We start from the raw sequence: 26281 nt of genomic DNA, 5'->3' as shown, positions 1-26281 counted from the left end.
CGTCCCCTCCCCTCAGCACGTCGCGGCGGTCCGCACCGTCCCTGTCAGCCATTCGACACAGAGCCTGATGTGATGCCCGTTCAACTCCAGGCTCAGATCGCCGCCGGTCGACGAGCCGTCCGGAAAGAACCGGAAGCCGCCCACGGCGGCGCCCACGCGCGTCGCGGCGGCATAGGTCAGCTTCGCCTGGATGTCCGGCGCGAAGGTGCGCGGCCGGACGACGTCCGAGCTGAAGGTCCGGCGGTCGACGTCGATGGTCAAGGTCATCACGCGGTTCTGTACGATCGCAGCCGAGCGCGTGGCGCGCAGCGCCGACGCAATCTCGCCTGTCGCCGCATCGAGGCTCACCGTGCCGGCGCCGCGTGATAGCAAAGGGACGGCGGCGGATGCCGTCAGCGCCAGGATGACGAGCACGGCAAGCATCTCGACCAGCGTGAAGCCGGCGCTCGCCTCGTCCCGTCCCACTGCCGCCCGCGCGCTCATCGCCCCGCCAGATCATTGATGCTGAGCACGGCATTCATCACCGGCATGATCAGCGCGCCGATGATCAATGCGATCCCGACCGTCATCGCCGGCGTCAGCGCGGCCATGAAGCGATCGACGCTGGTCTGCAGCTGCTTTTCCAGCATCTGCGCCACACGCAGCAGCATGCGGTCGAGCTTGCCCGCCTCCTCGCCGACCGCGATCATCTGCAGCGCCACGGCCGGCAGCGCGACCTCGTTGCGCAGCGCGCGGTGCAACGCCGTGCCCTGCTGGATCCGCTCGATCGCCTGTTGCATGCCGGCGCGGAGATGGCGGTTGTCGACGACGTCGCTCGCCGATTTCGTCGCCGCGATCAACGGCACGCCGGCCATCAGCATCGTGCCGAGCGTGCGGGCGAACCGCGCCGTGTCCTGCTGCAGCAGGAAGCCGCCGAGCAGCGGCAGCCGCAGCGCGAGCCGGTCGAGACGCCGGCGGCGGCTGGGATCGGCCATGGTGAATGCCACGATGGCGCCGAGCAGCGCGACGGCGGCAAGGCCAGCGATCACGATCTCGAGCCAATGCGCCTTCAGCGCGAGCATCAGCTGGATGGTCAGCGGCACCGGCTTGCCGCTCTGGGTGAAGATCGGCGCCATCGACGGGATCACGCCGCCGACGATGATCGCGAGCGTTGCGAGGCTCAGCACGATCAGCATCGCGGGATAGATCAGGGCCGACTGGACGCGCGCACGGATCTCCGCCCGCCGCTCCAGGAGCTCGGCGAGTTCGGTCAGCACCTGCGCCAGCCGCCCGCCGCTCTCGCCGGCTCTGATGACAGCGACATAGTCGGCGGGGAAGATGCGCGGCTGGCCCTGCATCGCCTCCGACAACGGGCGGCCATTGAGGACATCGGCGAGCAGTGCCTCGACCAGGGCGCGCAGCCGTGCTGCCGAGGCCTGCGTGTGCACGATGCGCAAGGCATCGTCCATCGGGATGTCGGCCGCGCAGAGCGTGGCGAACTCGCGGGTGAAGGCCAAGAGGTCCGCGCGCGCCGCGCCGTTGCCGAGCGTGATCTCGCGGTTCCACCATGCCGTGCCGGCGCTATCGGCGGCCTGCATCTGGAACGGCGACAATCCCTGCGCCCACAGCGTCGCGCTCGCCGCATCCGCGGACGCGGCCTCGACCGTCCCCTCCGCGAAGGAGCCGTCGGTGCCGTAGGCGCGGTAGCGGAAGCGCGGCATCAGTCGAGAATCCTGCGTCCGGTGTCCTCGACCCGCCGCCGCGCCGGCTGCCGGCGATGCGGACCCTCGATCGCCATGAAGTGGCGGTACTCCTCGGTCACGCTGCGCGCCTCGTCGAGGCTGCGCATCACGTGCGGCCTGATGAGAATGATCAGCTCGGTCTTGCCGATGACGTTGTCGCGGCTGCCGGCGAAATTGCCGATGAACGGGATGTCGCCAATGATCGGCAGCTGGCTGCGGCCGGTGGTGCGGCCCTCCTGGATCAGCCCGCCCAGCACCAGCGCGTCATTGTCGTTCACGACCACCGATGTCCTGATCTTGCGCTGCCGGATGGTCGGCGAATCGATGTTCGATGACGTGGTCGGCGCCACGCTCGACACCTCCTGCTCGATGTCGAGCAGCACGCGCCCGCTCTCATTGATGCGCGGGATGATCGACAGGATCACGCCCGTATCCTTGTAGCTCACCGAATTGACGATCGGCGCGCCGGGCGTCAGGGTGCCGGTCGCCGATTGCGTCGTGATCGGCACCTGGTCGCCGATCTGCAGCACCGCCGGCTTGTTGTCCATGACCGCCAGCGACGGCGAGGATACGATGTTGACGTTGGTGATCTGGTTCAGGGTGTCGATCGTGGCAGCGATGTTGGCCGCTGTCAGCGCGTAGGAGAAGCCGGGAAACACCGAATTGACGGCGCCGGACGCCGCTTCCGTCAGGGTGAATTTCGAGCTGTTCTTGCGCATGTACCATTGCACGCCGAAGCGCAGCTCGTCGTTCAATGTGACCTCGGCGATGGTCGCCTCGATCAGCACCTGGTTCGGCATCTGGTCGAGCCGCTCGATCACCTGCAGCACGCGCTTGTAGTCGGTCTGCGCCGCCTCGATCAGGATCGCGTTCTTGGCCTCGTCCGCGACGATCCGCAGCCGCGGCCCGTCGGCGTCGCCGTCGCGGCCGGTGGGCGCAGCCGAAGCCACCGCCGGCATGACGCTCGGCGCGGCAGCCGCCGGCGCCGCATTGCGCATGCCGCCGAAGCCGCCGCTGGACGCGCCAAGCCCGCCGGTGAAGGACGGCGACGACGCTCCCGACAGCCCACCGCCGGAGGACGACGGCGTCGACTGCACGCTCGCCTCCTGATAGTTCGGCGCCACGGTGCGCCGCCCGGCCGTCGCAGCCTGCGTGTCCGTGGGGAACATCGACTGCAGCACGTCGACCAGCTCCTGCGCGCGGCGGTTTTGCACGGCGTAGGTGAAGAGCTGCTTCTCGGACCCTTGCGCCTGCGCGTCGAGCTTGCGGATCCAGCTCTCGGCGCGGCGCAGATAGGCGAGCTGCGGCGAGATCACCAGGATCGAGCGCAGCCGCTTGTTGGGCACGAACTGCACCATGCCGGCCATCGGCCCGTCGCGGTCGGAGGCGAACACACTCTTGAGTTCGGTCGCGATGGCGTCGGGCGCCGAGGTCTTGACCGGGATCAGCGCGAACGACATGCCCTTCATGGTGTCGACGTCGAACAGCGCGATCGCCTCCATCATCGCCGCGATCTCCTGGCGATTGCCGGACAGCGTGATCAGGTTGCGCGCATCGTCGACCCGCACCACCCCGCCGCGCGGCGCGATCGGCTCGACCACGCGCCGGATCTCTGAGGCCGAGACATATTTCAGCTGCACCACCTGCAGCCCGTTGCCGACCATCTCGCCGCCATCGGCTACATCATCGGTGCGATACGCGGATGACACCGCCGTCTGGTCCGCCGCCACGATGCGATAGATGCCGCGATTGTTGACCACGGCAGCATTGTTGGCCCGCAGCGCCGCCTGGAACAGATCGATGACCGCCGCCCGCGCCACCGGCCGCGGCGTCTGGATCGTGACCCGCCCCTCGATCCCCGGATCGACCGTGTATTTGACCCCGAGAATATCCCCGAGCACCGTCTTCGCCGCCTGCGGCACCGGCACCCCAGCGAGATTGATGGTGACGCCGTCAGCGACATCCTCCGCCCCACGCGGCACCGCCCCAGTCGCCGGCTCCCCGACGAAACGCCCGGTGCCCTCCATCACGGTGGCAGGGCCGCCCTTGTTGTCATCGAGCAGCGGCGAGCCCGAGATCCTGCCGGCCCGGGCATTCCCAGCGGGCGCCCGCATCGCCGCCTGCGCCTGCGCTGCGGATCCCGCCTCCGCAGCACCCGTGCTCCAGGCGAACGACGACGTCCCCTCCTCCACGGTTTGGCACGCCGACAGCGCCAGCACCATCGGAAGCGCCATCCACCCGCGCCTGCGAGCCTCGCCACGCACCGCTATTTACCCCACCCCGAAGCAGCCAAGACTGCTTAACAACTAACAGGCAGAGTCTAGAGGTTTTTGGGAGAGAGAGATATTGCTCAAAGGACCCGCAAGTGAGTCATACACATGCTTTGATGCACGAATTTGCGTCGGATACCGCACGACACAATCAAAAGCTGCATAACCTCAAAACGAGATCTCTACCAGACTTAACGGACCGGCGGGAGGCTCGATCGGGCAAAGGGCGAACCTTGCACGCGGTTTAGGATTGGGGCAAGCGAAACCCGGCACTCGGCATAATGGGGCGTCTTATGTCAGATTACTTCGCTATTGAAAGCAGATATCCTTGGTGCGACTACGGCGACATTCTCGTGAACGGCTTAATTGAGGAGGCCAAGGGCATCGGCCTGCCGGTCATCTCACGTACCGGTCCGTATGTGCCGCCGATGACCCAGCCGTTCGGTTTCATCATCGTTACCGACGAATTTAGAGGTGAACTTGAATCTAGCCGATTGACCGGCTTTGACTTCATGCCGACTCAGTATGGCAAAGTCGTCCGGCTTGATTGGCAGACCTGGAGCACCCTCACCGACGAACCGATGTCATATCCCGAGACAGGCGAGCCAGAGGATTATGTTTTGGAAGGCCCCCACGATCCCGCGCTCTTGGCACAGATGCCTCGATTGTGGGCTCTCGCTGTCCAGCCCACGTCAGGACTGCAGATCCAGGGCACACGCTCATTCCGCATAGATCGACATCCGGGTACGGACATCGCTCGTGAGTTCAAAGTCCATTGGGTGACCGAGCGCATGAAGGTTTGGCTCGAAAGATCATCGGCGGGTCAATGGATCGCCTTCCGCCCGGTAACGCCGAAATGAACAATTCCCGTAAGGGATCAAAAGCGGATATCCGCCGGTATGGTCGCAAACATTGGCCGCTGGCCAACCGCGGACCTCCATTGCTGTCGCCGGTTCACGTTGAATGAGCTCACCAACTAATTATGTGCACCGACACAATAACCTTGCTAACACCAAGCCCGCATACGCAATTCCGCTACATTTTTTGCTACGAAGTGCCGCATGTTGCCGAAGAACCTCTGTCGCAACAGCGCGAAGCCGGCATCAAATTCAATTGGGGAGACATGCTGACGGGAACCGTGGCGGTGTTCGACATCGACCGCGACAATGTTGCCTACACCACCGCCGCCTTTATGGGGGCGTTATCGTCGCAAAAGTCGCGTGGCTTTGAAGCCGATGTGATCTTCCAGCCGACCAGCAACTGGAGCATGCTGGCGAGCTTCGGACATACCGACGCATTCCTCGTCACGGATACGCCCGCTGCCCCGGCGGGCAACAAGCTGCCTTTCGTGCCGCAAAACTCCGGACGCGCCTGGATCAACTGCAAGTTCGACGGTCCTTGGACGGAATGGAGCGTCGGCGCCGGCATCTATGCCGCGTCGAGCCAGTATGTCGGCTCGCTCAATCGTTGGTCCACAGCCGGCTATTACACCCTCGACGCCAAGATCGCCTACGAGACGAAGAATTTTCGAGCGGTTTTCATCGTCAAGAATCTCACCGGCCAGGAATATTACACGCCCTACACCTGGTTTGGCGGCCAGGTCGCGCCGGGAGCGCCACGCACGTTCTATCTGCAAACCTCCTACAACTTCGATAGAGGTTCGACATGATCACACGCCGACAGATCGCGGCCGCAAGCGCGATGTTCGCAGCCATGCAACCGCGTCTCCAAGCCTTTGGTCAGCCGCGTCCGATGGACGTGGCAGACGCAGGGCAGCGGTCCGCCCACGACATCTCGACAATGCCGGCGCATTGGACGGGGAAGGAGCAGATCGCGCTACTGATCTATCCGGCCTTCACCGCGCTCGACATGGTCGGCCCACACTACATGTTCACCAACCTGATGGACGCCACCACACACATCGTCGCCAAGACGATGGCGCTCGTCACCAGCGACACCGGGCTCGTACAACTACTGGCCGAGTACGCGCCAGAGCCTCCGTTTCAGTCCGGCACGCCGGCGACCGCCTCAGCCAGGACGCTCAAGCTGATGGACGACATGTTCGCCGGCTTCTTGGAGGACGCCAGAGTGGCGTGCGAGAGCGCTCGACGGAAATAGAACGAGGACGGCGCGTCACACGACCCGAGGGGCTCGAGTCGCTTTCGGCGAACGTTCTCATTCCGTTCATCATGGGCGCAAGTCTCGGCTTGCTGTTCATGTTGGCGCTCTATCTGCTCGACGTCGGCGGAATGCGCTCGCTGCTCATCGGGACCGGCGCAAGCCTGCTCGATGTCGGCCTGATCCCGGTCGCGCTCGCCTTCTGTGCGCTCGCCATCGGGGCCGAGGAGCTCGTGATCGATGGCTGAGGCGAAGCGATCATTTTGACGCAGCGCAATGACTTCGAGGCGGCACCGCGTCAAATGCGCTTACAATGTTCGACTTCGATCAGCCGCTGTTCATCGCCGGGCTGCTGCTTGGCTTCTCATCCAGCCTGCACTGCTTCGGCATGTGCTCGGGCATCGCATCCAGCCTGCATTTCGCGGCCGACCTGGGCCCGTCGCGATCGCGGCCGAGTCCCGCGACAACGACCGTTCTGATCAATACGGGCCGCATTCTCGCTTACATGCTGGCCGGTGCCGTGGTCGGCGCCATGGGTTCTTCGGTCTTTGGCGCATTCGACCATGCGTTTGCTCATGCCATCCTGCGCTGGGCGGCCGCGGCGGCGCTCTCCTGGATCGGGCTTTCGATGCTCGATCTGGCGCCGCTGCCGACGGGCCTCTATCGCCTGGCATCCGGCGTCAGCTCAGCCATGACTCGCGTCGCGAATGCTGCGCCTCTTCCTCCGCGGCTGGGGCTGTTGGCGAGCGGCGCCGTCTGGGGCTTTCTTCCGTGCGCCATGGTCTATGCGGCGCTGTTCTATGCCATGCTGTCAGGCTCGTGGCTCGGCGGCGCTGTGGCCATGGGAGGCTTCGGCGTTGGCACCCTCCCCGCTCTGCTGGCCGCCGGTCTCGGCCTTCCGGTCCTGCGCCGCAGGGCCACATCGACGTGGCTGCGAAACATGGTCGGATTGACCATCGTCACCGTCGGCGTCATGAGCGCCGTCATCCCGCCATCGACCCTGGCCGCGTGGTGCCGCTCCTGATCTGGCGATCGGCCACGCATCGCAACCGGGCTGATGCCGCCCGGGCATGGCTGTCTTCCAAAGCTCGCGTCGACGCGTCGATCATCAGCAATCGACCGAAGTGCCGCCCGCTATTCGTCCAAGAGGTCCAGAAACTGTTCAATTCTTTCCAAGGCAGGCTCGCTGCTCCTCCCGGCATAGATGACCCGATTGCCATTGCGTTGCAGGAGATGTGAGCACGACCTCCGGATCCGTCCCGGCAGCAGCATGGCCGCAATCGCGTCCGGCCCCACGTCGAGACGCATGATGCCGCGCTCTCTGCAACTGATCCTGAGCTTGGCAATTGCGAAAAAGTTGCTGGCCGCCAGCGGTAGCGTGCCGAAGCGGCGCTGCGTTTCGTCCTCCAGCTCCTCCAGCTGATCGTCACTGCGGCACCGAGCGACGCGAGCGTAGATCTCAAGCCTGACGGCCTCAGACTGAATATAGTCCGAGGGAAGAAGCTCCGCGAGCGGCAGGTTCAGCTCAGGAATCCAAAGAGCGGACATCCCGTCTCGGTCGCCCTCGAGAGCCAGGGTCAGAAGATGGCCGTAGAGAGTCGGGCCAAACACCTGCACATGACCGGACTGACGATCCGAGAGCATGTCTCCACCACCGCGGAGATCGAGATCGCGGGCGCTGATCGCAAAGCCGGCGCCGGGGCGGTTCAGCTCCTCCAGAACAGACAGGCGCTGTTCCGACCGGCCGGAGCTGCCCTCGGTCAAGAAATGCGCAAATGCACGGATGCCGCCGCGCCCGACCCGGCCGCGCAGCTGATGCAATTGTGCAAGGCCAAATCTTTCCGGCCAGCACACCACGATGGTGTTGGCGCGCGGGATGTCGAGTCCGCTTTCCACGATGTTGGTCGCGAGCAAGACGTCCGCCTGGCCTTCGACGAAAGCCATCAGCCTTTCGTCGATCTCGTCGGCAGACAGCTTGCCGTGAAGCGACATGATCCGCAGTTCGGGCGCCAGCGTGTGGATGCGCGTGAGCATGGGATCCAGATCCTGAATCCTCGGGCAGACCACGAAGCTCTGACCGTTGCGTCGATGCTCGCGGACCAGGGCAGCCGCGATCGCAATATCCGACAGGGGCGCAACTTTGGTCACGACCGGCACACGATGAACCGGAGGCGTTGCAATGACGCTGAGATCCCGCAAGCCGGTCAAGCCGGCCGCCAGCGTGCGCGGAATGGGGGTCGCACTCATCCAGAGCCGGTGACCGTTCTTGTTGAGGCTCGACAGCATGGCTTTATCTGCCGCCCCGAAATGCTGCTCTTCGTCGATGATCACGAGCCCCAGATCAGCAAACTTGACCTCCTTCGATGCCAGCGAAAGCGTTCCGACGACGACCTTGAGCTCCCCGCTCTTCAAGTCTTCTCGCACCTTGCGCGCCTCGGCGGTCGAGGCGATCCGCGAGAGATTGCCGACCTCGATGCCGAGCGCAGCAAACCGCTTGCGGAACGTCTCGACATGCTGCCGCGCCAACACGGTCGTTGGGACGACAATGGCGACCTGCCTTCCAGCGAGGACCGTGGCGACGGCGGCGCGCAACGCGACCTCGGTCTTGCCGAAGCCGACGTCACCGCAGACAATCCGGTCCATCGGGTGCCCCGAGGCAAGATCGTCCAGAACGTCGCGGATGGCATTGGCCTGATCGGGCGTGGTGAAATACGGAAAGCGCGCGACGAATTTCTCGTAGCTCGCCGGCCGCGGCACCAGCTTCGGTGCCGGCCGCCGCCGGCGCTGACTGCGCTGCTTCGCGAGCTCCTTGGCGACGACATGAATCTCGGTCTCGGCAGCCGCCCTCCGCGGCCGCCATGTCGTTCCATCAGCCTTGTCCAGAGAAGTGTCCCCGAGCTCAGCCGCGTACGGCCAGATCAAGGCCAGCTCCGCCAGAGGCACGAGAACGGCATCGTTCCCGGCGAAAACCAGCCGAACCATCTCGCGGGCAGAGACTCCGGCGCTGCCCATAGATCGCAATCCGCCGAGCCGGGCCAATCCACGTTGCAGATGAACGACCACCGATCCAAGCTCCGGCAGGTCCACGGCTTCGAAGCCAGGTGTCCAGGCCCAATTCGCGGGCTGCAGCTGATGGGCCCTGCTGCCGAGAACGTCGAACGCGGTGATGACGACGATCGGCTTGCGCCCTGGAACGACGAAGCCGGCGTCAAAGCCAGCCAGCAATGCGGCTTCTCGCCTGCCCCTCGCGGTGGCCTGTGCCCAATCAGCGGCGCGTTCGGCTTTGACCCCGCTCATCCGCGCCATCAGGTGCAGATCCGCTTCGACGGCAGCAGCAAACACCACGCGCGCGCCGCCACGCTGGACTTCGTCGATGAATGCTCGAAGGGTCTTTCGGGGAGCGGCTTCCTTGAAAAACTCCGGCGTTGCCCGGTATGGCGCGGCCGGCGGCAACACAGCGATCTTCTTCGCCGCCTGGACCCATTCGCGGCGGCTCACATACGCACGATCACGCTCCGCGCGAGGAGCCGCGTCCTCGATCGTGCTCAGCCAAGTATCCGCGTGCTTGAGCACCTCGGCATCGGCGATCCACCTGGCTCGCCTGCAATACTCGAACAGGCTGGCCTTGTTCCGAGCTCGTGCCTTGAACGCCAGCCGCTCGGACATCGGATCGATCTGAAGCTCCTTGAGCTCGGAGATCACCTCCTGATTCAACGGATTGAAGACGGCAATCCGCCGTATCCTGCCTCCGGAATGCTCGACCCTGACCGGGCCGCGGGCACCGGCAGGAAAAATCTCGAACGTTCTTCCGTGGAACAGCACACCGCCGGGATAGTCTGGGCTGTCGTCCAGGTCATATCCGAGCGCACCAAAGCGCGCCTCAAGCTGCTGTTCGGAGTAGGCGTCGCCGACCCGCATCAGCAAGCCAATTCGCGGCCAGTCGGCCGGCAGTGGAAGGCGCTCCATTAACGCCTCCACGGTCGTGATCAGCAGGATCGGCGTCTTTGCACACGCAAGCCTCCTCAATACGGACGTTCGCCTGCCCGCGATGTCACGCGACGGCTCGAGCAGATCGAATGGCAAGGTGTTCAGTCGTGGATAGACCAGCGCGTCACACGCCGGCTCGATATCCTGAATCACGGACGCCAGCCGCTCGGCTCTGCGCTCGTTCTTGGCCAGAAACACGAGGCCGCTTCGACCTGCCCCTTGCCACTCTGCCACGAGGTGCAGCGCCAAGAGTCCCAGAGGCGATGCGGAGGACACTGGAGGCCTCGCGGCCTCCGTCTTCTTGAGCGCGCCCGACATCTTCTTGCGCGGGGCCGGCTTCTTTGGAGCGGCGGATTGCTTTGGTGAAGTCGTTGTGCGCTGCGCCGAGCTGCAGGACGTACGAAGAACGGAGGGCAAAGATATCGGCTCGCGTGTGATTGAGGTCACCGGGAGGAAGGTCCGGCGCATCTGCCGACGATTAGCGGATTCGGACGCGCAAGGGCACCCCAGGATTTCAATTTGCATCGTCATTTCCAACTCGACTTTGGACATGTCACCTGCCGGCATCATCGCATATCACGTGGTGTCCACTCCCCGGCCGAGCGTCTAGAACCATCCTGACGATCTGGATCACGTCAGACGAGCACTTTCGAGCTGACTGGACGCGCGCGGCTCCAGTCATGCGCGCGCATTCTCGCGGCTTCGTCAGCCCGAGGAATGCATCCGTCGCGCGCCTCGAAAGATGAGAGGCGCAGGGAGAGCCGGACCTCGACTGAGGCCCGTGGCCCGCCTGCGTAAAAAAATGCAGGCGGCAGGTACCACAGGTCCAGCCGGACGACCCGGCCCTCCCTGCGCGCTGGTTTTAACGGTGTCCTTCGTGCTCTCCTTGGGGACCGGGCTTTCTTGCCCCCATCGCCCGCGCGACGCTTGCGCATCGACCGCAGGCTTGACCTCAGCATCGGGAGGCCGGGACCACACGACTTCGCCGTCCGCGACGCATGCGCTCGTCTGGCGCAGCATCCACGTCCACCGCAGCCCACCTCACGTATCGTGACGACGCGTACGCCCTCTGCACGAGGCGGGATGGGGGGAGTAGATCATCGATTTCTGAAAAATGGAAGGTGAATATTTTCGCGGTGAGGTCTTGAAACGTAGCAAGCAATTGGGACGGCAGTGAAAATCGCCTTTCGGAGAATGTCTCCGCTGGCGCCGTTGGCCCCAAAGCTCGCTCCGCTTCGACGAACACCTCGCATTTCATGGCTCCATGACCAAGCTCTTGGACAAAGCTGTCGAAGCCACCCGCCGCCTGCCGCCGAGCGACCAGGACAAGATCGCCCGCGCGATGCTCAGCCTCGCAGGTCATGAGGACGAACCAGAGGCAATCGACCCGGCCCATGTGTCGTCAGTCCTCGAAGGACTGACTCAAGCCCAACGCGGCCAGTTCGCAACTGATGACGAGGTCCAGGCCGTCTTCCGCCGTTTCGATCGATGACGCTGCGCTTGACGTCTCAGGTCGTCGGCGCGCCTCATTGACGGAATCTACGAACGATTCGCTCGACGCCAGGTCGCACCAAGCAGCCGAGGAGGACACCGAAGGTTCCACAACCGGCGAGTTTATGATCCCAGCCCCGCATGTCCCAAGGCGCTGACCAAGGTCTAGTAAGTAAGCAGAAACAGCACGGTGCTGAATACGAGCCGTCGGAACAGCTCTCTTACCAGAGAGAACAGAACTCCGAACATGAATCCGACGACAACCAAGGCCTTCAGCCATTCGAGCGCAAGCGGTTGCATTGGCACACGGATTTTTTTGAACACGGCATTCGAAGCGAGGCCGACTTCCAGCTCAAATCCTTTGGCGCGGGCCGCTGAATGCAACGCTCTAACCAGCATCACCGCTAGGGCGCGCTCATCAGCCGTTGTGAAATGATGACCTTGTCGTTCATGGCATATAGGAAACAGCCACCGTCGCGGCCGCGTCGGTCGGTGTCGCCGTTACACATCGATAGCGCCTTGTCGGCTGCTTCATGCAGGTTTGCGGTCGCGTTCGCGATGAACACCTTGCCCCAAGGGTGGATCGCAATCGCCTTGGGCTCCATCATGTGATCGTAGTTCTGCACGTCGATGCGGCGACGGGTCACGGCGCGAATGACCGGGATCTTTGTCGGGTCGAATTTGCCGTCCTCGTACAGACGAGGCATATCAACGGCAGCGAGCGAGCCGTCGGCGGCGATGTCCTCGTTCACCGCAATCAATGCACACGGCTTGGCATAGCGTAGCTGACATCCTTCAAGCGTTCGGTCTCCGGCAAGAGAAGCATCCTCATGCGAGCTCGCCATCCATGTGTTGCCGCTGACCAACTCAATGGCGATAGCCTTGTTGGCGGCCATGTCTGCATAGCCCGTGACGACATAGTTAAGCGCATCCTCGGACTTTTGCGGCGCAACGCTGGCTAAGATGACCTTGAGCCCCTTGTCGAAGGACGATTTCCGCACAGCCTGCGTCGGCCCTGCTAGCGCCGTCGTTGCAACCAGCGGAACGGCCAAGCTGAGTATGATCCACCTCATCTCTGCAATCGCCTATCGAAAATGGTCGTTAAAATCTGGCCACACTCGTCGCACTGAGTCCAGGGACCACAGGCTACGGCATCGCTGTCTCAATCTCAAGTGAACGCGCGTTCGGCTGGCTGCGCCGGCACCGCCGCCTGCCATCCTCGATACCTCGACGTGAGCTGTTGCTACACGGCGTCGGCCCCTCCAACCGCACGAGGACTGCGGTGACAGTGCATGACACTCCCCTGAAGCTCGCCTTTTTGCCCATGAGCTATTCGCGCGCTGTCACCACTAGTCTGTGTCTCACTTGAGGGGGGCGGTACAGCAGTGTCACGCGCTCGTGTCGCCGGCGCTGCAGCGTTGCCAAACGGACGAATTCAGCGCAGGCTCCTCCCCAAGCGCGCAAGTCGCTTCAGGGGAGGGACGCATGAAGGAACCGGGACTCGACGGCCGCCACCGGGACAAGGATGGCGAGATCAGCAGGAAGCACGGCAATACGCTGGTTGGCACGTTGCGCAAGATCTACGGGAAATCGTTCGCGGCCGGCTATCCGGATGCGACCAAGCTCAGCGACGTGCTGCATCAGCTGAACGAAACCTCGCTCAGCCAGTTGCGCCGGGATCACGGCACCGGGCATCTGGAGCATAAGCTCAAGGAGGCTTCGAAGTAGTAGCCATTCTGACGGTGGAGGGATGCAGGTCGGAGCGCTGGCGGGACGCGCCGGCTTTGCGCCACCATCGGCTGACAAGTGCTGCACCAGCGTCGCGCGCAGGGCAGACTTGAGGTCACGCGCAGATTTGAGATTGCGGGAATTGGCAAGACAACGTGGAGATTCCGGGCTCAAGGCCTGCGGCCTTGCCCCGGAATGACGTGGGTGTGATGCAGACGGTGCGCGGGACGCTGCGGATGGGTGACGAACGTCGGAAGCCCCGTGCACGGAGCTTTCCGACGCTTCGTGAGACCAGCTGACGAGTCTTACTTCCCCATGCTCCCCGCCTGGTTGGTGCCGGGGCCGACATTGCCCTGGCTCGACGAGGTGGAGTCGCGGCCGGACTTCATGCTGCTGCCGGTGGTCTGCATGTTGCTGCCGGTGGTCTGCGACGAGGTCGTGGGCGTCGCGGCGTTGTGCTTCTTGGAATTCTTGGCTTGCGCGGCGAGCGGCACGGCGGCGAGGCTGACGGCAACGAAGGCGGCAATGGCGAGTTGCGTTGTCTTCATGGAAAGGGTCTCCATCGGGTTGAACTGCACGCTTGGCCAACCCGGCCGGGACATCACCGTTCCAGCGGGCGGATCAAGCGTTGTTGTCCGATGTCGACCGCGTGCGTGAAGGTGCGATGCAGCGGCGTCAGGCCGGCGCTTGCACCGGCGCGGCGGCCTGCTGCGGCGCGGGCCTGGGGAACGGCCTGAACGTCATCATCATCAGGACGGCGCCGAGGCCCATCACCCAGGAGCCGACGTAGAGCCAAGTGTAGCTGGCGAAGCTGTCGTAGATCAGGCCGCCGGCCAGGGGCCCTGTCGCCATGCCCAGGCTGCCGGCCATCGCCGTGCCGCCGATCACGGTGCCCATGATGCCCAACGGGAAGTTGTCGCGCGCGATGGCGGCGTAGAGCGGCATGGTGCCGGCATAGAGGAAGCCGAACGTCGCCGCGACGGCATAGAACGCGGCGAGGTCGCGCACCACCACATAGGCCAGCGCGCCGAACGCCTGGGCAAGCAGGCCGAGCACCAGCACGCGCTTAGGCCCGAACCGGTCGCCGAGCAGGCCGAAGGCGATGCGGCCGCCGAGCCCGGCGAGCCCCTCGATGCTGTAGATCGTCACCGCCGCCATCAGCGGGATGCCGCAGGTGACGGCATAGCTCACGGTGTGGATAATCGGGCCGGAATGGGTGGCGCAGCAGAAGAAATTGGTGGCGAGCAGGATCAGGAACTGCGGCGAGCGCAGCGCGGCTGATCGCGTCATCTCGGGCGGCGCGTCGGCGGAACCCGGCGCGAGGGCGCCGCCGGGCGCCGACACGGGCGGACGGCCCACCAGCAGCGACGTGGGGATCATGATCACGGCCACGACGGCGGCGATGCACTGCATCGCGGTGCGCCAGTCATAGCTGGAGACGAGCCAGGCCGCGAGCGGCGACATCGTCATCGGCGCCACGCCCATGCCGGCCGACACCAGCGAGACCGCAAGGCTGCGATGGGTGTCGAACCAGCCGGTGACGGTCGCCATGATCGGCGGGAAGATCGCCGCCGTCGCGACGCCTGCGATCAGGCCGAACAGCAGCTGAAACGCCAGCAGCGACGATGTCAGGCTTGCCAGCAGCAGACTGACGGCGAGCAGGGTCGAGCCGATCAGCAGCACGGGACGCGGGCCGATGCGGTCGGACAGCGTGCCCCAGGCCATGCTGGTGCAGGCCATCGCCAGGAAGCCGATCGTCAGCGCACTGGAAATGCCGGCGACGGACCAGCCGGTCGCGGCGGCCATCGGCTTGAGGAACACCGGCAGCGAGAACAGGCCGCCGACGGCGACGCAGCCGAGCACGCCCCCGGCCGCCACGATCACCCAGCGATAGTACGACGTGCTCATCTTGCGTCTCCTGCAGATTTCATCTGGAAGACGCGCCGCCGGTCGCCGGGACGACAGATGCCGGAATGTTTTTCAGCAGGGCTTGCGGAACTCCGCCGCAGCGGCGCCGGCTCACACCGGAATCATGCCGTGCTGGCGCTTCGTCTCGGCGGTCTCCTCGGAGACGAGATATTCGATGAAGGCGCGCGCGGCCTCGGCGTGGGCGCCGGCCTTGCACAGCGCCGCGGCGAACACGGTGCCCGGCTGCAGCGCCTCGGGCAGCAGGCCGACGATCTCGATGCCGGGCGCGCCAAGCATTTCGCTGAGCTGCTGGAAGCCGACATCGACCTCGCCGTCGGCGAGCAGCTTTGCGACGGGAATGCCGGGCTTGGCCTGAACCAGGCGCGAGGCCCCCTCGCCTTCCAGGCCCCAGTCGCGGGCGAGCTTCTGCACATGGGTGCCGCTCGGCCCGGTGGAGATGCCGATCGCCTTGGCGTTCTCCATGGCCTTGCGCACGGCCGCCTCATCGAGCGGATCGGGTTTTGCCGCGCCCGCGCGCACCGCCATCGCCATCGGCGATTCCGCGATCTCGATGATGCTGCCGGAGACGAGATGCCCGTCGGCTTCGAGCTTCTGCAGCGCGTCCGACGCCAGCACCACGAAGTCGAAGGCCTCACCGGCGCGGATGCGCTTGGCGGCGTCGACGCCGCCGACGGATTCGATCGTGATCACCTCGCCCGTCGCCTCCTCATAGGCGGCCGCGAGCTCGGCGAGGATCTGCCGGGTGGCCATCGAGGAAATGCCGGCGGCGGTCACGCTCATGGTGGGCTCCGTTGGACAGGTCACGCGAGGATGCGGGGCATGCCCCGGCTCTCTAGCCGATAGGGTAAGCCGCCCGGCGAGGCAAGCCCGAGCGACCGGCCGACTGCTGCCATCGGACGCCTCAATCGCCGCTCGGCGGGACCAGCGGCTGGACGATCTCCTGGAACGGCGGCAGCGCCTCGCAGCGGGCAGCGTGGGCGGCGAGCGCCGGATGGCGTGCCGCGTCGAACAGCTGCGGATGGGCTTCGCGCGTGAAGCGCAGCACGCAGGCGACGGCGATGTCGGCGTGGCCGATCTGATCGCCATGCCAATAATCCGTCGCAACGGCAGCGCGCTCGGCCTCGAGCATCGCCAGCACGCCGGAGATCTGGGCCTCGCAGCGCGCGACCCACAGCGCCAGGCGGTCCTTGCGCAGCACGCGCTCGTAGATCAGGCTGACGGCCTTGTCGCCCAGTCCGGTGGCGAGCGCGATCGTATGCAGCTGCTTGCGGCGCAGCGCGCCGCCGCGCGCGAGCATGGCGCGGTCGGGGCCCACGGTCTCGTCGAGATGATCGAGAATCGCCGCTGAATCGATCAGCGCCTCGCCGTCGTCGCGCACCAGCACCGGGACGCGCAGCAGCGGATTATACGGCGCGATCTTGTCGGCGTCGCCGAAGGTCGACCACGGCCTGTGCTCGAACGGAATGCCGTAGAGCTTCAGCGCGATCGCCGTGCGGCGGACGAAGGGCGAGTCGTATTGGCCGATCAGGAACATGGGGAATCCTCCGATGCGCTGCATTGAAGCGTCAATCGGATGCGTTGTCAGCCGGCAAGTTCAGTCGATCAGCGGCACATGCGCGGCGACATCGCGCGGCAGGATGCCGTCGAGCCGCGGGTCGGGAGCGATCTCGACCTGGCGCCGATAGGGGCGAAAGCCGGAGCGCTGGTAGAACGCCAGCGCGCGCGGATGGTCGAAGCTGCAGGTGTGAACCCACAACCGGCCGAGCGGCCGCGCCCAGGCGCGGCGCAGCGCGTGGTTCATCAGCAGCCGGCCGGCGCCGGTGCCGATCAGCTTCGCGGTGACGCCGAACAGCACCAGCTCGCACTCGTTCTTCCTGCGGAAGTCGAGCTCCAGCAGGGCCTCGTCGCCGCCGTCATGGGCGAGCGTGGCGATCTCGACGCCATCGGGGCGAATGCTTGCCGCAAGCTCGGCGTCCTTCATCCGCAGGCGCTGCGACCACAGCCATTCACCGCCGACGCGGGTGTAGAGGTCGCGGTACCAATCCAGATCGGGCTGCGCGACCCGGCGAATGGTCCAGTCGCCGACCGGGTCGGGCGGCAACACCGGCGCCGCCAGCATCTCGAGCGAGGTGACGACGGCGGCGATCTTGCCGGGCGGGACGTCGAAAGTGCCGGCCGGAATGGTCATGAGGAGTCCCATCTGTTTGTGGCTTCCGCACGTGCGCTTGCCGGAAGTGCGGTGGAGGAGCGTGAGGTGTGCCGATTCTGAGAATGTCAGAACTTTCCGTCAAAGACAGGGGTTCATGACCGGCTCGCGCGGGTTCGCGAGGAGCTTCTTCACCGAGGCCCGGAGCTGCTCGGGAGCAATGCTGCGGAAGCGCTCAAGATCAGAACTTCGGCAGTGAATTTGGAGTCCTCGTCGCTGCCCCTGCGCGATATCCGCCGAAGCAGCGCGGCGCTTGAACTCGTCCAGCATCGCTCGTGTCGGCTTCAAGGAGGAGTTCGCCAGGATGAATTCGTCTATGGCGACGACCGCCTCGTCGATTGCATCGTCGGTCGATCGCCGAGGCAGTTCACACATCGCCGTTTGGGCCTGGACAGAAAGATAAATTGACCAGACGCATAAGACTGCGCCGTCGCCACTCTTGTCGACTTCGAACTGCCTTGGCCCAAGCAGCATTTTCTCCTCACCGCGCGACGGCGCGGTGGGGAGAAGAAATCCGGCCAGGACAACGAGCATGTGAAAGGATGAGAGAACGGGACGCGGCATCGAGACCTCCATCCAGCCGGTGACGCCGATACAAGCCCGCGCATCACAGCATGGTTTCTTGACGCCCCTACTCGCCTTCGTCGCTCGCCAGCACGCCCTTCACGGCGCGGGCCCAGCCGGCGAGCTTGCGCTGGCGGGTCGCGGCGCTCATCGCCGGCTTGAAGCGGTGCTCGAGCCGCCAGTTGTCGGCGAATTTTTCCGGCTCGGGATACACGCCGGCGTGGAGGCCGGCGAGATAGGCGGCCCCTAACGCCGTCGTTTCCTGGATCATCGGACGGTCGACCGGCGCGTCGAGCAGGTCGGCGAGGCGCTGCATGGTCCAGTCCGACGCCGTCATGCCGCCGTCGACGCGCAGCACGATCGTCGCCGCCGACGCATCCGGCCAGTCGGCGCGCATCGCCGCCCACAGATCGTAGGTCTGGTAGCAGACGCTCTCGAGCGTGGCATGCGCGAGCTCGGCGGGCCCGGTGTTGCGGGTCAGGCCGAACAGCGCGCCGCGCACGCGTGGATTCCAATAGGGCGCGCCGAGGCCGACGAAGGCCGGCACGAGATAGACCGACTGCATCGAGTCGGACTTGTCGGCGAGCGGGCCGGTCTCCGCGGCGTGCCTGATGATGCCGAGGCCGTCGCGCAGCCACTGCACCGCCGAGCCGGCCACGAAGATCGAGCCTTCGAGCGCGTAGGTGCGCTCACCGTTCAACTGATAGGCGATGGTGGTCAGCAGCTTGTTGTTCGACTTCACCGGGGTGGCGCCGGTGTTGAGCAGCGCGAAGCAGCCGGTGCCGTAGGTCGACTTCATCATCCCCGGCGTGAAGCAGGCCTGGCCGATGGTCGCGGCCTGCTGGTCGCCGGCGATGCCTGCGACCTTGATCGGGCCGCCGAACAGGTCGGGCATGGTGGTGCCGAAATCGGCCGAGGAGTCCTTGACCTCGGGCAGCATCGAGCGCGGCACGCGCAACAGCTCGAGCAGCGCATCGTCCCACACGCCGCCGTGGATGTTGAACAGCAGCGTGCGCGAGGCATTGGTGGCGTCGGTCGCATGCACCTTGCCGCCGGTGAGCCGCCACAGCAGGTAACAGTCGACGGTGCCGAACAGCAGCTCGCCGCGCTCGGCACGCTCGCGCGCGCCCGGCACGTGGTCGAGAATCCAGGCCACCTTGGTGCCGGAGAAATAGGGGTCGATGATCAGGCCGGTCCTGGCGCTGACGGCCGGCTCGTGGCCTTCTGCTTTAAGTCGCGCGCAGATGTCGGCGGTGCGGCGGTCCTGCCAGACGATGGCGCGGTGGACGGCCTGGCCGGTGGCGCGGTCCCACACCACGGTGGTCTCGCGCTGGTTGGTGATGCCGATCGCGGCGATGTCCCTGGCCGTCAGCCCCGCCTTCTCCAGCGCGTCGCGGCAGGTCATCACGGTCGAGGTCCAGATGTCCTCCGGCTCGTGCTCGACCCAGCCCGACGCCGGGAAATGCTGCGGGAATTCCTGCTGCGCCACGGCGGCGATCGAGATGTCTGAGCGGAACACCATCGCGCGCGAGGACGTGGTGCCCTGATCGATGGCCAGCACGAAGGACATGGGGTTTCTTCCCGGGCAGTTGACGACGTTGGGCCGACAAGCAAGCGGATCATGGGCACGAGGTCAAGGTGGAGCCGCACATGCGGTGCTCACCCTCCCCTGGAGGGCTAGTCTGAGCACACATCTCCGAGGAAGTAACCTTCGGTGATTGCGTTGAAGCGGGTCAGTCCGCGGGACATGGTGATTGGCCCGGTGGATCGCTCGCTTTCATAGCCGGTCCATCCGCCGAGGCGCGCAATCGACCAGGCCGCCCAGGCGAGGCTTTGGGGCGCAAAGGGGTTCTGCTGTTTGACGGTCTTGCCTTGAAGCTTGGCCTGTAGCGCGGTGAGGACCTCGATCTGTCTGTCGTCGAAGACGTGACTGGCTGGCTGGTCGTGATGGGGGGAAGCCCTCGCGAGCACCAATTGCATGCTGATCGTTGCGCCGATCAAGGCGATGACGACGAGCTTTTCCAGCACGTCGCCATCCTCGACGACGCTCTCTTCGATTCCCAGGCCCTGGGTCTTCACGGTCCGGAACAATTGCTCGATGTGCCAGCGTTGCCGATACCAGCCGATCACCGTCATGGCCTGGGCGACCGTGTCGACCGCATGGGTCGTCAGCAGGCGCCAATGAACCGGCGCCTCGCCGTCCGGCGGGTTCTGTTCGATCACCTCGATGGCGGACAGCTCGATCTCCGCCTGGGCGTCTGGGTCGGAACAGGATCCGGGACGGCGGATCCGGATCCGCCCGAACCGCATGATCAGGTTGGCCTGCCGCGCTTGGCGCTTGCCTTGCCGTGCCGGCAGATCGAGTTGGTAGCTGTGCATGTGGGGAAGCTGCTCCATGGCCGCGAGCAGCGTCCCACCGCCCACCACCGCGCGGTCACGCGACGCACGGGTCAGAAGGTGCGTCCGCCGGTCCGGCAGACGGTCCCACTTCTCATAGATGTCGCCTTCGCGGTCATCGATCACCGTGACCATGGCGGCTTGCCCTAGCGCTGCCTTGGCACGCTGGGGACCCTTGAGCCAGCGTATGGACTCCTTCTCCTCGATCGGTTGGCGACGATAGTTCTTGCTCTTGGCCTTCGTGCGTCGCCAGACCTGGACGTCGAGCAGGCCCAGGCAATATCCGCGTTCGGCATCAACGGCCAGCATCGGATGCACGAACAGCCCGACATCGCGGCCGTTGCCGACGGTGCCGAGGCCACGCTTGCGGCCTCGTTGGCTCTCGTAGTTGATCTCGCTGGTGTCCTGGATCACCAGCACGTGGCGGCCGGCGCATGCCTTGGCCACCCGTGTCCTCTGGTGCACCACCATCTTCGAGACCGTGACCCGATCGTTGCTCACAAAGCGTCGAAACGCGACCTGCTCCGCTCGCGTGTCGCCGAGCTGACGCAGACAGATCGTCTGCCGATCGGAGACGCGCTGCAACAGGCGCGCGCCGTTTTTTTAAGGCGCGCGTCGCCAAAATATCCGAGACTCATTTTCTGCCACCGCTTGCTTGCGCGAATCGCGACGGCAGAAAAAGAATCACAGTCGATTCCCTCGCTTCAAGTCTAAATACTTGAAAAAGCGCCAAAAGATCTGTGCTGAAATTAGCCCCTGGAGGGGGAGGGTCGGGTCGCATGAAGCGCAGCGGAATGCGAGACGGGGTGGGGTGAAGCCGCAAGCGCAGGTGCTTGTGGAGAGATCACCCCACCCCGCCTCACGTCTCGCTTCGCTCGGCGCGAGGCGACCCTCCCCCTCCAGGGGAGGGTGAACACCACATCAGCGCCGCCGCTTAGGCACGAGAGGCTACACCGCTGCCGTCGTCACGCCGCCATCCACCACGATGGTCTGGCCCGTCATGAAGGTTGACGCATCCGAGGCCAGGTAGGCCACGGCGCCGGCGATCTCGTGCGGCTCGCCGATCCGGCGGAGCGGTGTCGTCGCGCAGCGCTGCTTGAGGCGAGCTTCGTCCTCCCACAGCGCGCGGGCGAAATCGGTCTTGACCAGGCCCGGCGCAACGCAATTGACGCGCACGCCTTGCGGACCCCATTCGCCGGCGAGGCTGCGGCACAGCGAAAAGTCGGCCGCCTTGGAGATGCCGTAGGCGCCGATCACGGTCGAGCCGCGCAGGCCGCCGATCGAGGAGACGATGATGACCGAGCCCTTCCCTCGCGCAGCCATGGGCGGAATCGCCTTGGCGCAGAGCCAGAGGTTGCTCTTCACGTTGGAGGCCATGATCTTGTCGAAGGCCTCGTCGGTGATGTCGAGCAACGGGCCGTAATACGGGTTGACCGCGGCGTTGCAGACGAGGATGTCGACCTGGCCGTAATGCTTGACGGCGCCGTCGATCAGCGCGTCGACCTCAGGCCTGCGCGAGATGTTGCAGGGGATGACATGCGCGTCGCCGCCATGGGCGCGGATGCCGCTCGCGACCTCCTCGCAGGCGTCCGCCTTGCGGCTGGAGATCACGACCTTGGCGCCGAGCTGCGCCAGCAGCTCCGCCGACGCCCGGCCGATGCCGCGGCTGGAGCCGGTGACGACAGCGACCTGGCCGGCGAGGTTGAAGGGGTTGGGGGTCATGTTCTGTCTCCTCCGTCATGTCCTCACACTCCGCCGTCATCGCCCGGCTTGACCGGGCGATCCAGTACGCCGCGGCGGCTGCGATCAACGCGACGTCTCTGGAATACTGGATGCCCCGCTTTCGCGGGGCATGACAGTCGTCTTCATCACTTCGAGATTCCGGGTTCACGCGCTTGCGCGCGTGCCCCGGAATGACGTCGTGTGGTCAGATCAAGCCGCCGGCCTCGCTGACGCGGCGCATGTGGTAGTCGGTATCGCCGAAGGTGCTCTCGATCATGGTGAGGCGCTTGAAGTAGTGGCCGATCTTGGCCTCCATGGTCATGCCGATGCCGCCGTGGAGCTGGATCGCCTGCTGGCCGACGAACTTGGCCGACTTGCCGATCTGCACCTTGGCCGCCGCGATCGAGGTGGCGCGCTCCTTGGCATCGTCGAACTCGGCGGCCATCGTGGCGAACATCGACATCGAGCGGGCCTGCTCCAGCGCCACGAACATGTCGGACGCGCGGTGCTGCAGCGACTGGAACGAGCCGATCGCGACGCCGAACTGCTTGCGCGTCTTGATGTACTCGACCGTGGTCTTGAGCGACTCGTCCATCAGGCCGACGGCTTCGGCGCACAGCGCGATGCGGGCCTCGTCGACGACGCGCTCGATCAGCGGCAGGGCGTTGGCCGGATCGCCGATGACGGCGTCAGCACCGACCTCGACACCGGTGAAGGTGATGTCGGCGGCATGCAGGCCGTCCTGAGTCGGATAGCCCTTGCGGGTGACGCCCTTGGCGTCGGCCGGCACGATGAACACGCCGATGCCCGACTTGTCGCGCTGGCCGCCGGAGGTGCGCGCGGTCACGATCAAGGTGTCGGCGTTCTCGCCGTTGAGCACGACGAACTTCTCACCGTCGATGACCCAGCCGTCGCCCTTCTTCTTGGCGGAGGTGGCGACATCGAACAGGTCGTAGCGCGACTGCTTCTCGAGCTGGGCGAACGCGAACGTCTTGCTGCCGTCGATGATCCCCGGCAGATGCGCCGTCTTCTGCGCCGCCGAGCCGCCATGGCGAAGGAAGCCGCCCGACAGCACCACAGTCGCGAGATACGGCTCGAGCACCAGTGCGCGGCCCATCGCCTCCATCACGATCATGGTCTCGACGCCGCCGGCGCCGAAGCCGCCGTCCTCCTCCGAGAACGGCAGACCGAGCAGGCCCTGCTCGGCGAGCTTGGACCAGATCGCCTGGCTCCAGCCGCCCTTCTCCTTCATGTACAGCTTGCGCTTGTCGAAATCATAGGCATCCGCCAGCAGGCCGTCGATGCTGTCCTTGAGGAGACGCTGCTCCTCGGTGAGATCAAAATCCATGTGAGTTGCTCTCTCGAAACGCGTGCGGTGATACCGCCCCAAATGTCGCCAATCATTCCGCTGTCATCCCCGCGAAGGCGGGGATCCAGTAATCACCGGCATCTATGATCAATCACAGCTGCCGCGGCGTACTGGGTCCCCCGCCTCCGCGGGGGACGACAGTTGTGTGTGTCGAACCACCTCGGCTCAGAGCCCCAGCACCGCCTTGGCGATGATGTTGCGCTGGATCTCGTTGGAGCCGCCGTAGATCGAGACCTTGCGGTTGTTGAAGTAGCTCGGCGCGATCTGGGCGGTCCAATCCATGGTCTCGTTGCTGTCGTCGTCGCCATGGACGTCGTAGGGCGCGGCGAACGGGCCGATCACCTCCATCAGCAGCTCGGTGGTGGTCTGCTGGATCTCGGAGCCCTTGATCTTCAGCACCGAGGAGGCCGGGTTGGGCTTGCCCTTGCCGTGCTTGCCCTCGTCGGCGACGACGCGCAGCTGCGTCAGCTCCAGCGCCTTCAGCTCGACCTCGCAGGCGGTGAGCTTCTCGCGGAACGACGGGTCTTCCAGCACCGGGCGGCCGCCCGCCTCGATCTTGGCGGCGAGCTCCTTGATGCGGCGGATGCGCTCCTTGGAGACGCCGACGCGGGCGATGCCGGTGCGCTCATTGCCGAGCAGGAATTTCGCGTAGTCCCAGCCCTTGTTCTCCTCGCCGATCAGGTTCTCGATGGGCACCTCGACGTCGTCGAAGAACACCTCGTTGACCTCGTGGCCGCCGTCGATGGTCTGGATCGGCCGCACCGTGACGCCCTTCGACTTCATGCTGAAGACGATGAAGGAGATGCCCATCTGCTTCTTGGCGGAGGGATCGGTGCGGCACAGGCAGAAGATCATGTCGGCGTGCTGGGCCAAGGTGGTCCAGGTCTTCTGGCCGTTGATGATCCACTTGTCGCCGCGGCGCTCGGCCTTGGTCTTCAGCGAGGCGAGGTCGGAGCCCGAACCCGGCTCGGAGAAGCCCTGGCACCACCAATCGTCGACATTGGCGATGCGCGGCAGGTACTTCTTCTTCTGCTCCTCATTGCCGAAGGTGTAGATGACCGGGCCGACCATGCTGACGCCGAAGGCGAGCGGCTGCGGCGCCGGATAGGCCTGCAGCTCCTCGTTGAAGATGTAGTGCTGCACCGAGGTCCAGCCGGTGCCGCCATATTCCGTCGGCCAATGCGAGACGCCCCAGCCCTTCTTGTTGAGTATGCGCCACCAGGTCACCATCTCGTCCTTCGACAGATGCCGGCCCTCGATCATCTTCCGGCGCGTCTCCGCGGGCACGTTGTCCCTGAAGAACTGCCGGACCTCCTCGCGGAACGCCTGCTCTTCCTTCGTGAATGCAAGATCCATTGGATCCTCCCGTTAGTATCTCGATCGTTCGTTTCGTCGTCGTCCCGGCGAACGCCGGGACCCATAACCACCGGCTGTCGTTGGGAGCACAGGCATCTGCCACCGTGCCTCAAGCGACATCACGCGGTATGGGTCCCGGATCTGCGCCCGCAAGCGCGTTGCGCTTGCGGGCTTGTCCGGGACGACACCTGTTTGAAATGCCGCGCGAGGTTCGCGCGGCATTTCAAGTATTACTGCAACACCTCGAACAGGCCGGCGGCGCCCATGCCGCCGCCGACGCACATGGTGACGACGGCGTACTTGGCCTTGCGGCGGCGGCCTTCGATCAGCGCGTGGCCGGTGAGGCGCGCGCCCGACATGCCGTAGGGATGGCCGACCGAGATCGCGCCGCCATTGACGTTGATCTTGTCGGGGTCGATGCCCAGCTTGTCGCGGCAGTACAGCACCTGCACCGCAAACGCTTCGTTGAGCTCCCACAGGCCGATGTCGTCGACCGTGAGGCCATGGCGCTTGAGCAGACGCGGCACGGCAAAGACCGGGCCGATGCCCATCTCGTCCGGCTCGCAGCCATGCGCGACGAAGCCGCGGAAGATGCCGAGCGGCTGCAGGCCGCGCTTGGCGGCGGTGGCGTCGCTCATGATCACGCAGGCCGAGGCGCCGTCTGACAACTGGCTGGCATTGCCGGCGGTGATCGAGAAGCCGTCGCCGCGCACGGCCTTGAGGCCGGCAAGACCTTCGGCCGTCGTCTCGGGACGCGGACCCTCGTCCTGCGACAGGGTGATGTCCTTGAACGAGATGTTGCCGGTCGCCTTGTCGGTGACGGCCATCTTGGTCGAGATCGGCGCCAGCTCATCGTTGAACTTGCCGCCCTGCTGCGCGGCAGCGGTCCGGCGCTGGCTTTCCAGCGCATATTCGTCCTGGCGCTCGCGCGAGATGCCGTAGCGCTTGGCGACGATTTCGGCGGTGTCGATCATCGGCATGTAGACGTCGCCCTTGATCTCGAGCAGCGCCGGGTCCGTCGCCTGGAACGCGTTCATCTTGTCGTTCTGGACCAGCGAGATCGACTCGCCGCCGCCGCCGACCGCGATCTCGACGCCGTCAAAGATCACCGAACGCGCCGCGAGCGCGATCGCCTGCAGGCCCGAGGCGCACTGGCGGTCGATGGTGGTGCCGCCGACCGACACCGGCAGGCCGGCGCGAAGGAGCGCCTTGCGCGCGATGTTGCCGCCGGTCGAGCCCTGCTGCAGGGCCGCGCCCATCACGACGTCCTCGACCTCGGCCGGATCAACCTTGGCGCGCTTGACGGCCTCGCCGATGGCGTGGCCGAGCAGCGTGGCGCCGCCGGTGGCGTTGAGCGCGCCGCGATAGGCCTTGCCGATCGGCGTACGGGCGGTGGAAACGATGACGGCATCGGTCATGGGCG

General features: G+C 65.3%; 25 protein-coding genes. 8 read left to right on the top strand and 17 right to left on the bottom strand.

The genetic code is table 11. The annotated features are described in order from the left end of the window. Positions 1-12: 12 nt before the first annotated feature. From QX108_RS28585 to gspD, 3 genes are read right to left on the bottom strand one after another with little or no spacing between them, the layout of a single operon-like run. Positions 13-483 carry a GspH/FimT family pseudopilin gene (locus QX108_RS28585; RefSeq protein ID WP_315783888.1) on the bottom strand — a complete coding sequence of 157 codons (471 nt, stop codon included), beginning with the start codon at positions 481-483 and terminating at the stop codon, positions 13-15. Continuing rightward, a complete protein-coding gene (locus tag QX108_RS28580) occupies positions 480-1700 on the bottom strand; it encodes a type II secretion system F family protein (RefSeq protein WP_315799621.1) in 1221 nt (406 codons plus the stop codon). Before QX108_RS28580 ends, QX108_RS28585 begins: the two co-directional genes overlap by 4 nt. Continuing rightward, positions 1700-3955, bottom strand: coding sequence for a type II secretion system secretin GspD (gene gspD, locus QX108_RS28575; protein WP_315799620.1), 2256 nt, complete (start codon positions 3953-3955; stop codon positions 1700-1702). Before gspD ends, QX108_RS28580 begins: the two co-directional genes overlap by 1 nt. A gap of 329 nt (positions 3956-4284) precedes the next feature. On the opposite strand from gspD, the gene QX108_RS28570 reads away from it, so the two are divergent. The 5 genes from QX108_RS28570 (at position 4285) to QX108_RS28550 (ending at position 7133) form a co-directional block, all read left to right on the top strand. Further along, entirely contained in the window at positions 4285-4851 is a 567-nt protein-coding gene (locus tag QX108_RS28570; protein ID WP_315783882.1) for a hypothetical protein, read from the top strand. A 122-nt stretch (positions 4852-4973) separates the two neighbouring features. After that, the gene (locus QX108_RS28565) at positions 4974-5660 is read left to right on the top strand and encodes a TonB-dependent receptor domain-containing protein (RefSeq protein ID WP_315783880.1); all 687 of its coding nucleotides are present in this window, start codon (positions 4974-4976) and stop codon (positions 5658-5660) included. Positions 5661-5791: 131 nt separating this feature from the next. Then, entirely contained in the window at positions 5792-6109 is a 318-nt protein-coding gene (locus tag QX108_RS28560; RefSeq protein WP_315799619.1) for a hypothetical protein, read from the top strand. An 89-nt stretch (positions 6110-6198) separates the two neighbouring features. Then, positions 6199-6357: a hypothetical protein gene (locus QX108_RS28555; RefSeq protein WP_315783876.1), complete on the top strand. Its 159-nt coding sequence runs from the start codon at positions 6199-6201 to the stop codon at positions 6355-6357. 65 nt (positions 6358-6422) lie between these two features. Continuing rightward, entirely contained in the window at positions 6423-7133 is a 711-nt protein-coding gene (locus tag QX108_RS28550; RefSeq protein WP_315783874.1) for a sulfite exporter TauE/SafE family protein, read from the top strand. A 110-nt stretch (positions 7134-7243) separates the two neighbouring features. Here the strand turns inward: QX108_RS28550 and QX108_RS28545 are convergent, their stop codons facing one another. Beyond that, a complete protein-coding gene (locus tag QX108_RS28545) occupies positions 7244-10414 on the bottom strand; it encodes a DEAD/DEAH box helicase (protein ID WP_409998564.1) in 3171 nt (1056 codons plus the stop codon). A 946-nt stretch (positions 10415-11360) separates the two neighbouring features. On the opposite strand from QX108_RS28545, the gene QX108_RS28540 reads away from it, so the two are divergent. After that, positions 11361-11588 carry a hypothetical protein gene (locus QX108_RS28540; protein ID WP_315783870.1) on the top strand — a complete coding sequence of 76 codons (228 nt, stop codon included), beginning with the start codon at positions 11361-11363 and terminating at the stop codon, positions 11586-11588. A 140-nt stretch (positions 11589-11728) separates the two neighbouring features. Further along, positions 11729-11965 carry a hypothetical protein gene (locus tag QX108_RS28535; protein WP_315783869.1) on the top strand — a complete coding sequence of 79 codons (237 nt, stop codon included), beginning with the start codon at positions 11729-11731 and terminating at the stop codon, positions 11963-11965. 26 nt (positions 11966-11991) lie between these two features. On the opposite strand, the gene QX108_RS28530 is transcribed toward QX108_RS28535, so the two are convergent. Beyond that, complete coding sequence (locus QX108_RS28530; RefSeq protein ID WP_315783867.1) at positions 11992-12639, bottom strand: hypothetical protein; 648 nt, start codon at positions 12637-12639, stop codon at positions 11992-11994. Positions 12640-13072: 433 nt separating this feature from the next. On the opposite strand from QX108_RS28530, the gene QX108_RS28525 reads away from it, so the two are divergent. After that, entirely contained in the window at positions 13073-13315 is a 243-nt protein-coding gene (locus tag QX108_RS28525; protein ID WP_315722126.1) for a hypothetical protein, read from the top strand. 305 nt (positions 13316-13620) lie between these two features. On the opposite strand, the gene QX108_RS28520 is transcribed toward QX108_RS28525, so the two are convergent. The 12 genes from QX108_RS28520 to QX108_RS28465 form a co-directional block, all read right to left on the bottom strand. Further along, positions 13621-13863: a hypothetical protein gene (locus QX108_RS28520; protein WP_315783865.1), complete on the bottom strand. Its 243-nt coding sequence runs from the start codon at positions 13861-13863 to the stop codon at positions 13621-13623. 127 nt (positions 13864-13990) lie between these two features. Further along, on the bottom strand, positions 13991-15223 hold the full coding sequence (locus QX108_RS28515) for an MFS transporter (protein WP_315783863.1): 1233 nt from the start codon (positions 15221-15223) through the stop codon (positions 13991-13993). Between the two features lie 111 nt (positions 15224-15334). Continuing rightward, a complete protein-coding gene (locus tag QX108_RS28510) occupies positions 15335-16024 on the bottom strand; it encodes a substrate-binding domain-containing protein (protein ID WP_315783861.1) in 690 nt (229 codons plus the stop codon). 121 nt (positions 16025-16145) lie between these two features. Next, positions 16146-16778: a glutathione S-transferase family protein gene (locus QX108_RS28505; protein ID WP_315783859.1), complete on the bottom strand. Its 633-nt coding sequence runs from the start codon at positions 16776-16778 to the stop codon at positions 16146-16148. 60 nt (positions 16779-16838) lie between these two features. Then, on the bottom strand, positions 16839-17432 hold the full coding sequence (locus QX108_RS28500) for a GNAT family N-acetyltransferase (RefSeq protein ID WP_315783857.1): 594 nt from the start codon (positions 17430-17432) through the stop codon (positions 16839-16841). 99 nt (positions 17433-17531) lie between these two features. Continuing rightward, positions 17532-18014 (bottom strand): hypothetical protein, encoded by a 483-nt coding sequence (locus QX108_RS28495; RefSeq protein WP_315783855.1) that lies wholly within the window; start codon positions 18012-18014, stop codon positions 17532-17534. Between the two features lie 67 nt (positions 18015-18081). Beyond that, on the bottom strand, positions 18082-19584 hold the full coding sequence (gene glpK / locus QX108_RS28490; protein ID WP_315783853.1) for a glycerol kinase GlpK: 1503 nt from the start codon (positions 19582-19584) through the stop codon (positions 18082-18084). A 107-nt stretch (positions 19585-19691) separates the two neighbouring features. After that, the gene (locus QX108_RS28485; RefSeq protein ID WP_315783851.1) at positions 19692-20996 is read right to left on the bottom strand and encodes an IS4 family transposase; all 1305 of its coding nucleotides are present in this window, start codon (positions 20994-20996) and stop codon (positions 19692-19694) included. A 363-nt stretch (positions 20997-21359) separates the two neighbouring features. Beyond that, on the bottom strand, positions 21360-22133 hold the full coding sequence (locus QX108_RS28480) for an SDR family oxidoreductase (protein ID WP_315783849.1): 774 nt from the start codon (positions 22131-22133) through the stop codon (positions 21360-21362). 205 nt (positions 22134-22338) lie between these two features. Further along, a complete protein-coding gene (gene pimD / locus QX108_RS28475) occupies positions 22339-23481 on the bottom strand; it encodes a pimeloyl-CoA dehydrogenase small subunit (protein ID WP_315783847.1) in 1143 nt (380 codons plus the stop codon). A gap of 186 nt (positions 23482-23667) precedes the next feature. Continuing rightward, a complete protein-coding gene (pimC, locus tag QX108_RS28470; RefSeq protein ID WP_315783845.1) occupies positions 23668-24858 on the bottom strand; it encodes a pimeloyl-CoA dehydrogenase large subunit in 1191 nt (396 codons plus the stop codon). Between the two features lie 230 nt (positions 24859-25088). Continuing rightward, positions 25089-26276: an acetyl-CoA C-acyltransferase gene (locus QX108_RS28465; protein ID WP_315722135.1), complete on the bottom strand. Its 1188-nt coding sequence runs from the start codon at positions 26274-26276 to the stop codon at positions 25089-25091. Between the last annotated feature and the right edge of the window lie 5 nt (positions 26277-26281).

Source organism: Bradyrhizobium sp. SZCCHNR1002 (assembly GCF_032381435.1).
Classification (GTDB): domain Bacteria; phylum Pseudomonadota; class Alphaproteobacteria; order Rhizobiales; family Xanthobacteraceae; genus Bradyrhizobium; species Bradyrhizobium aeschynomenes.
Note: the sequence above shows the minus strand (reverse complement) of the source record. Positions and strands in the feature narration are given on the sequence as shown.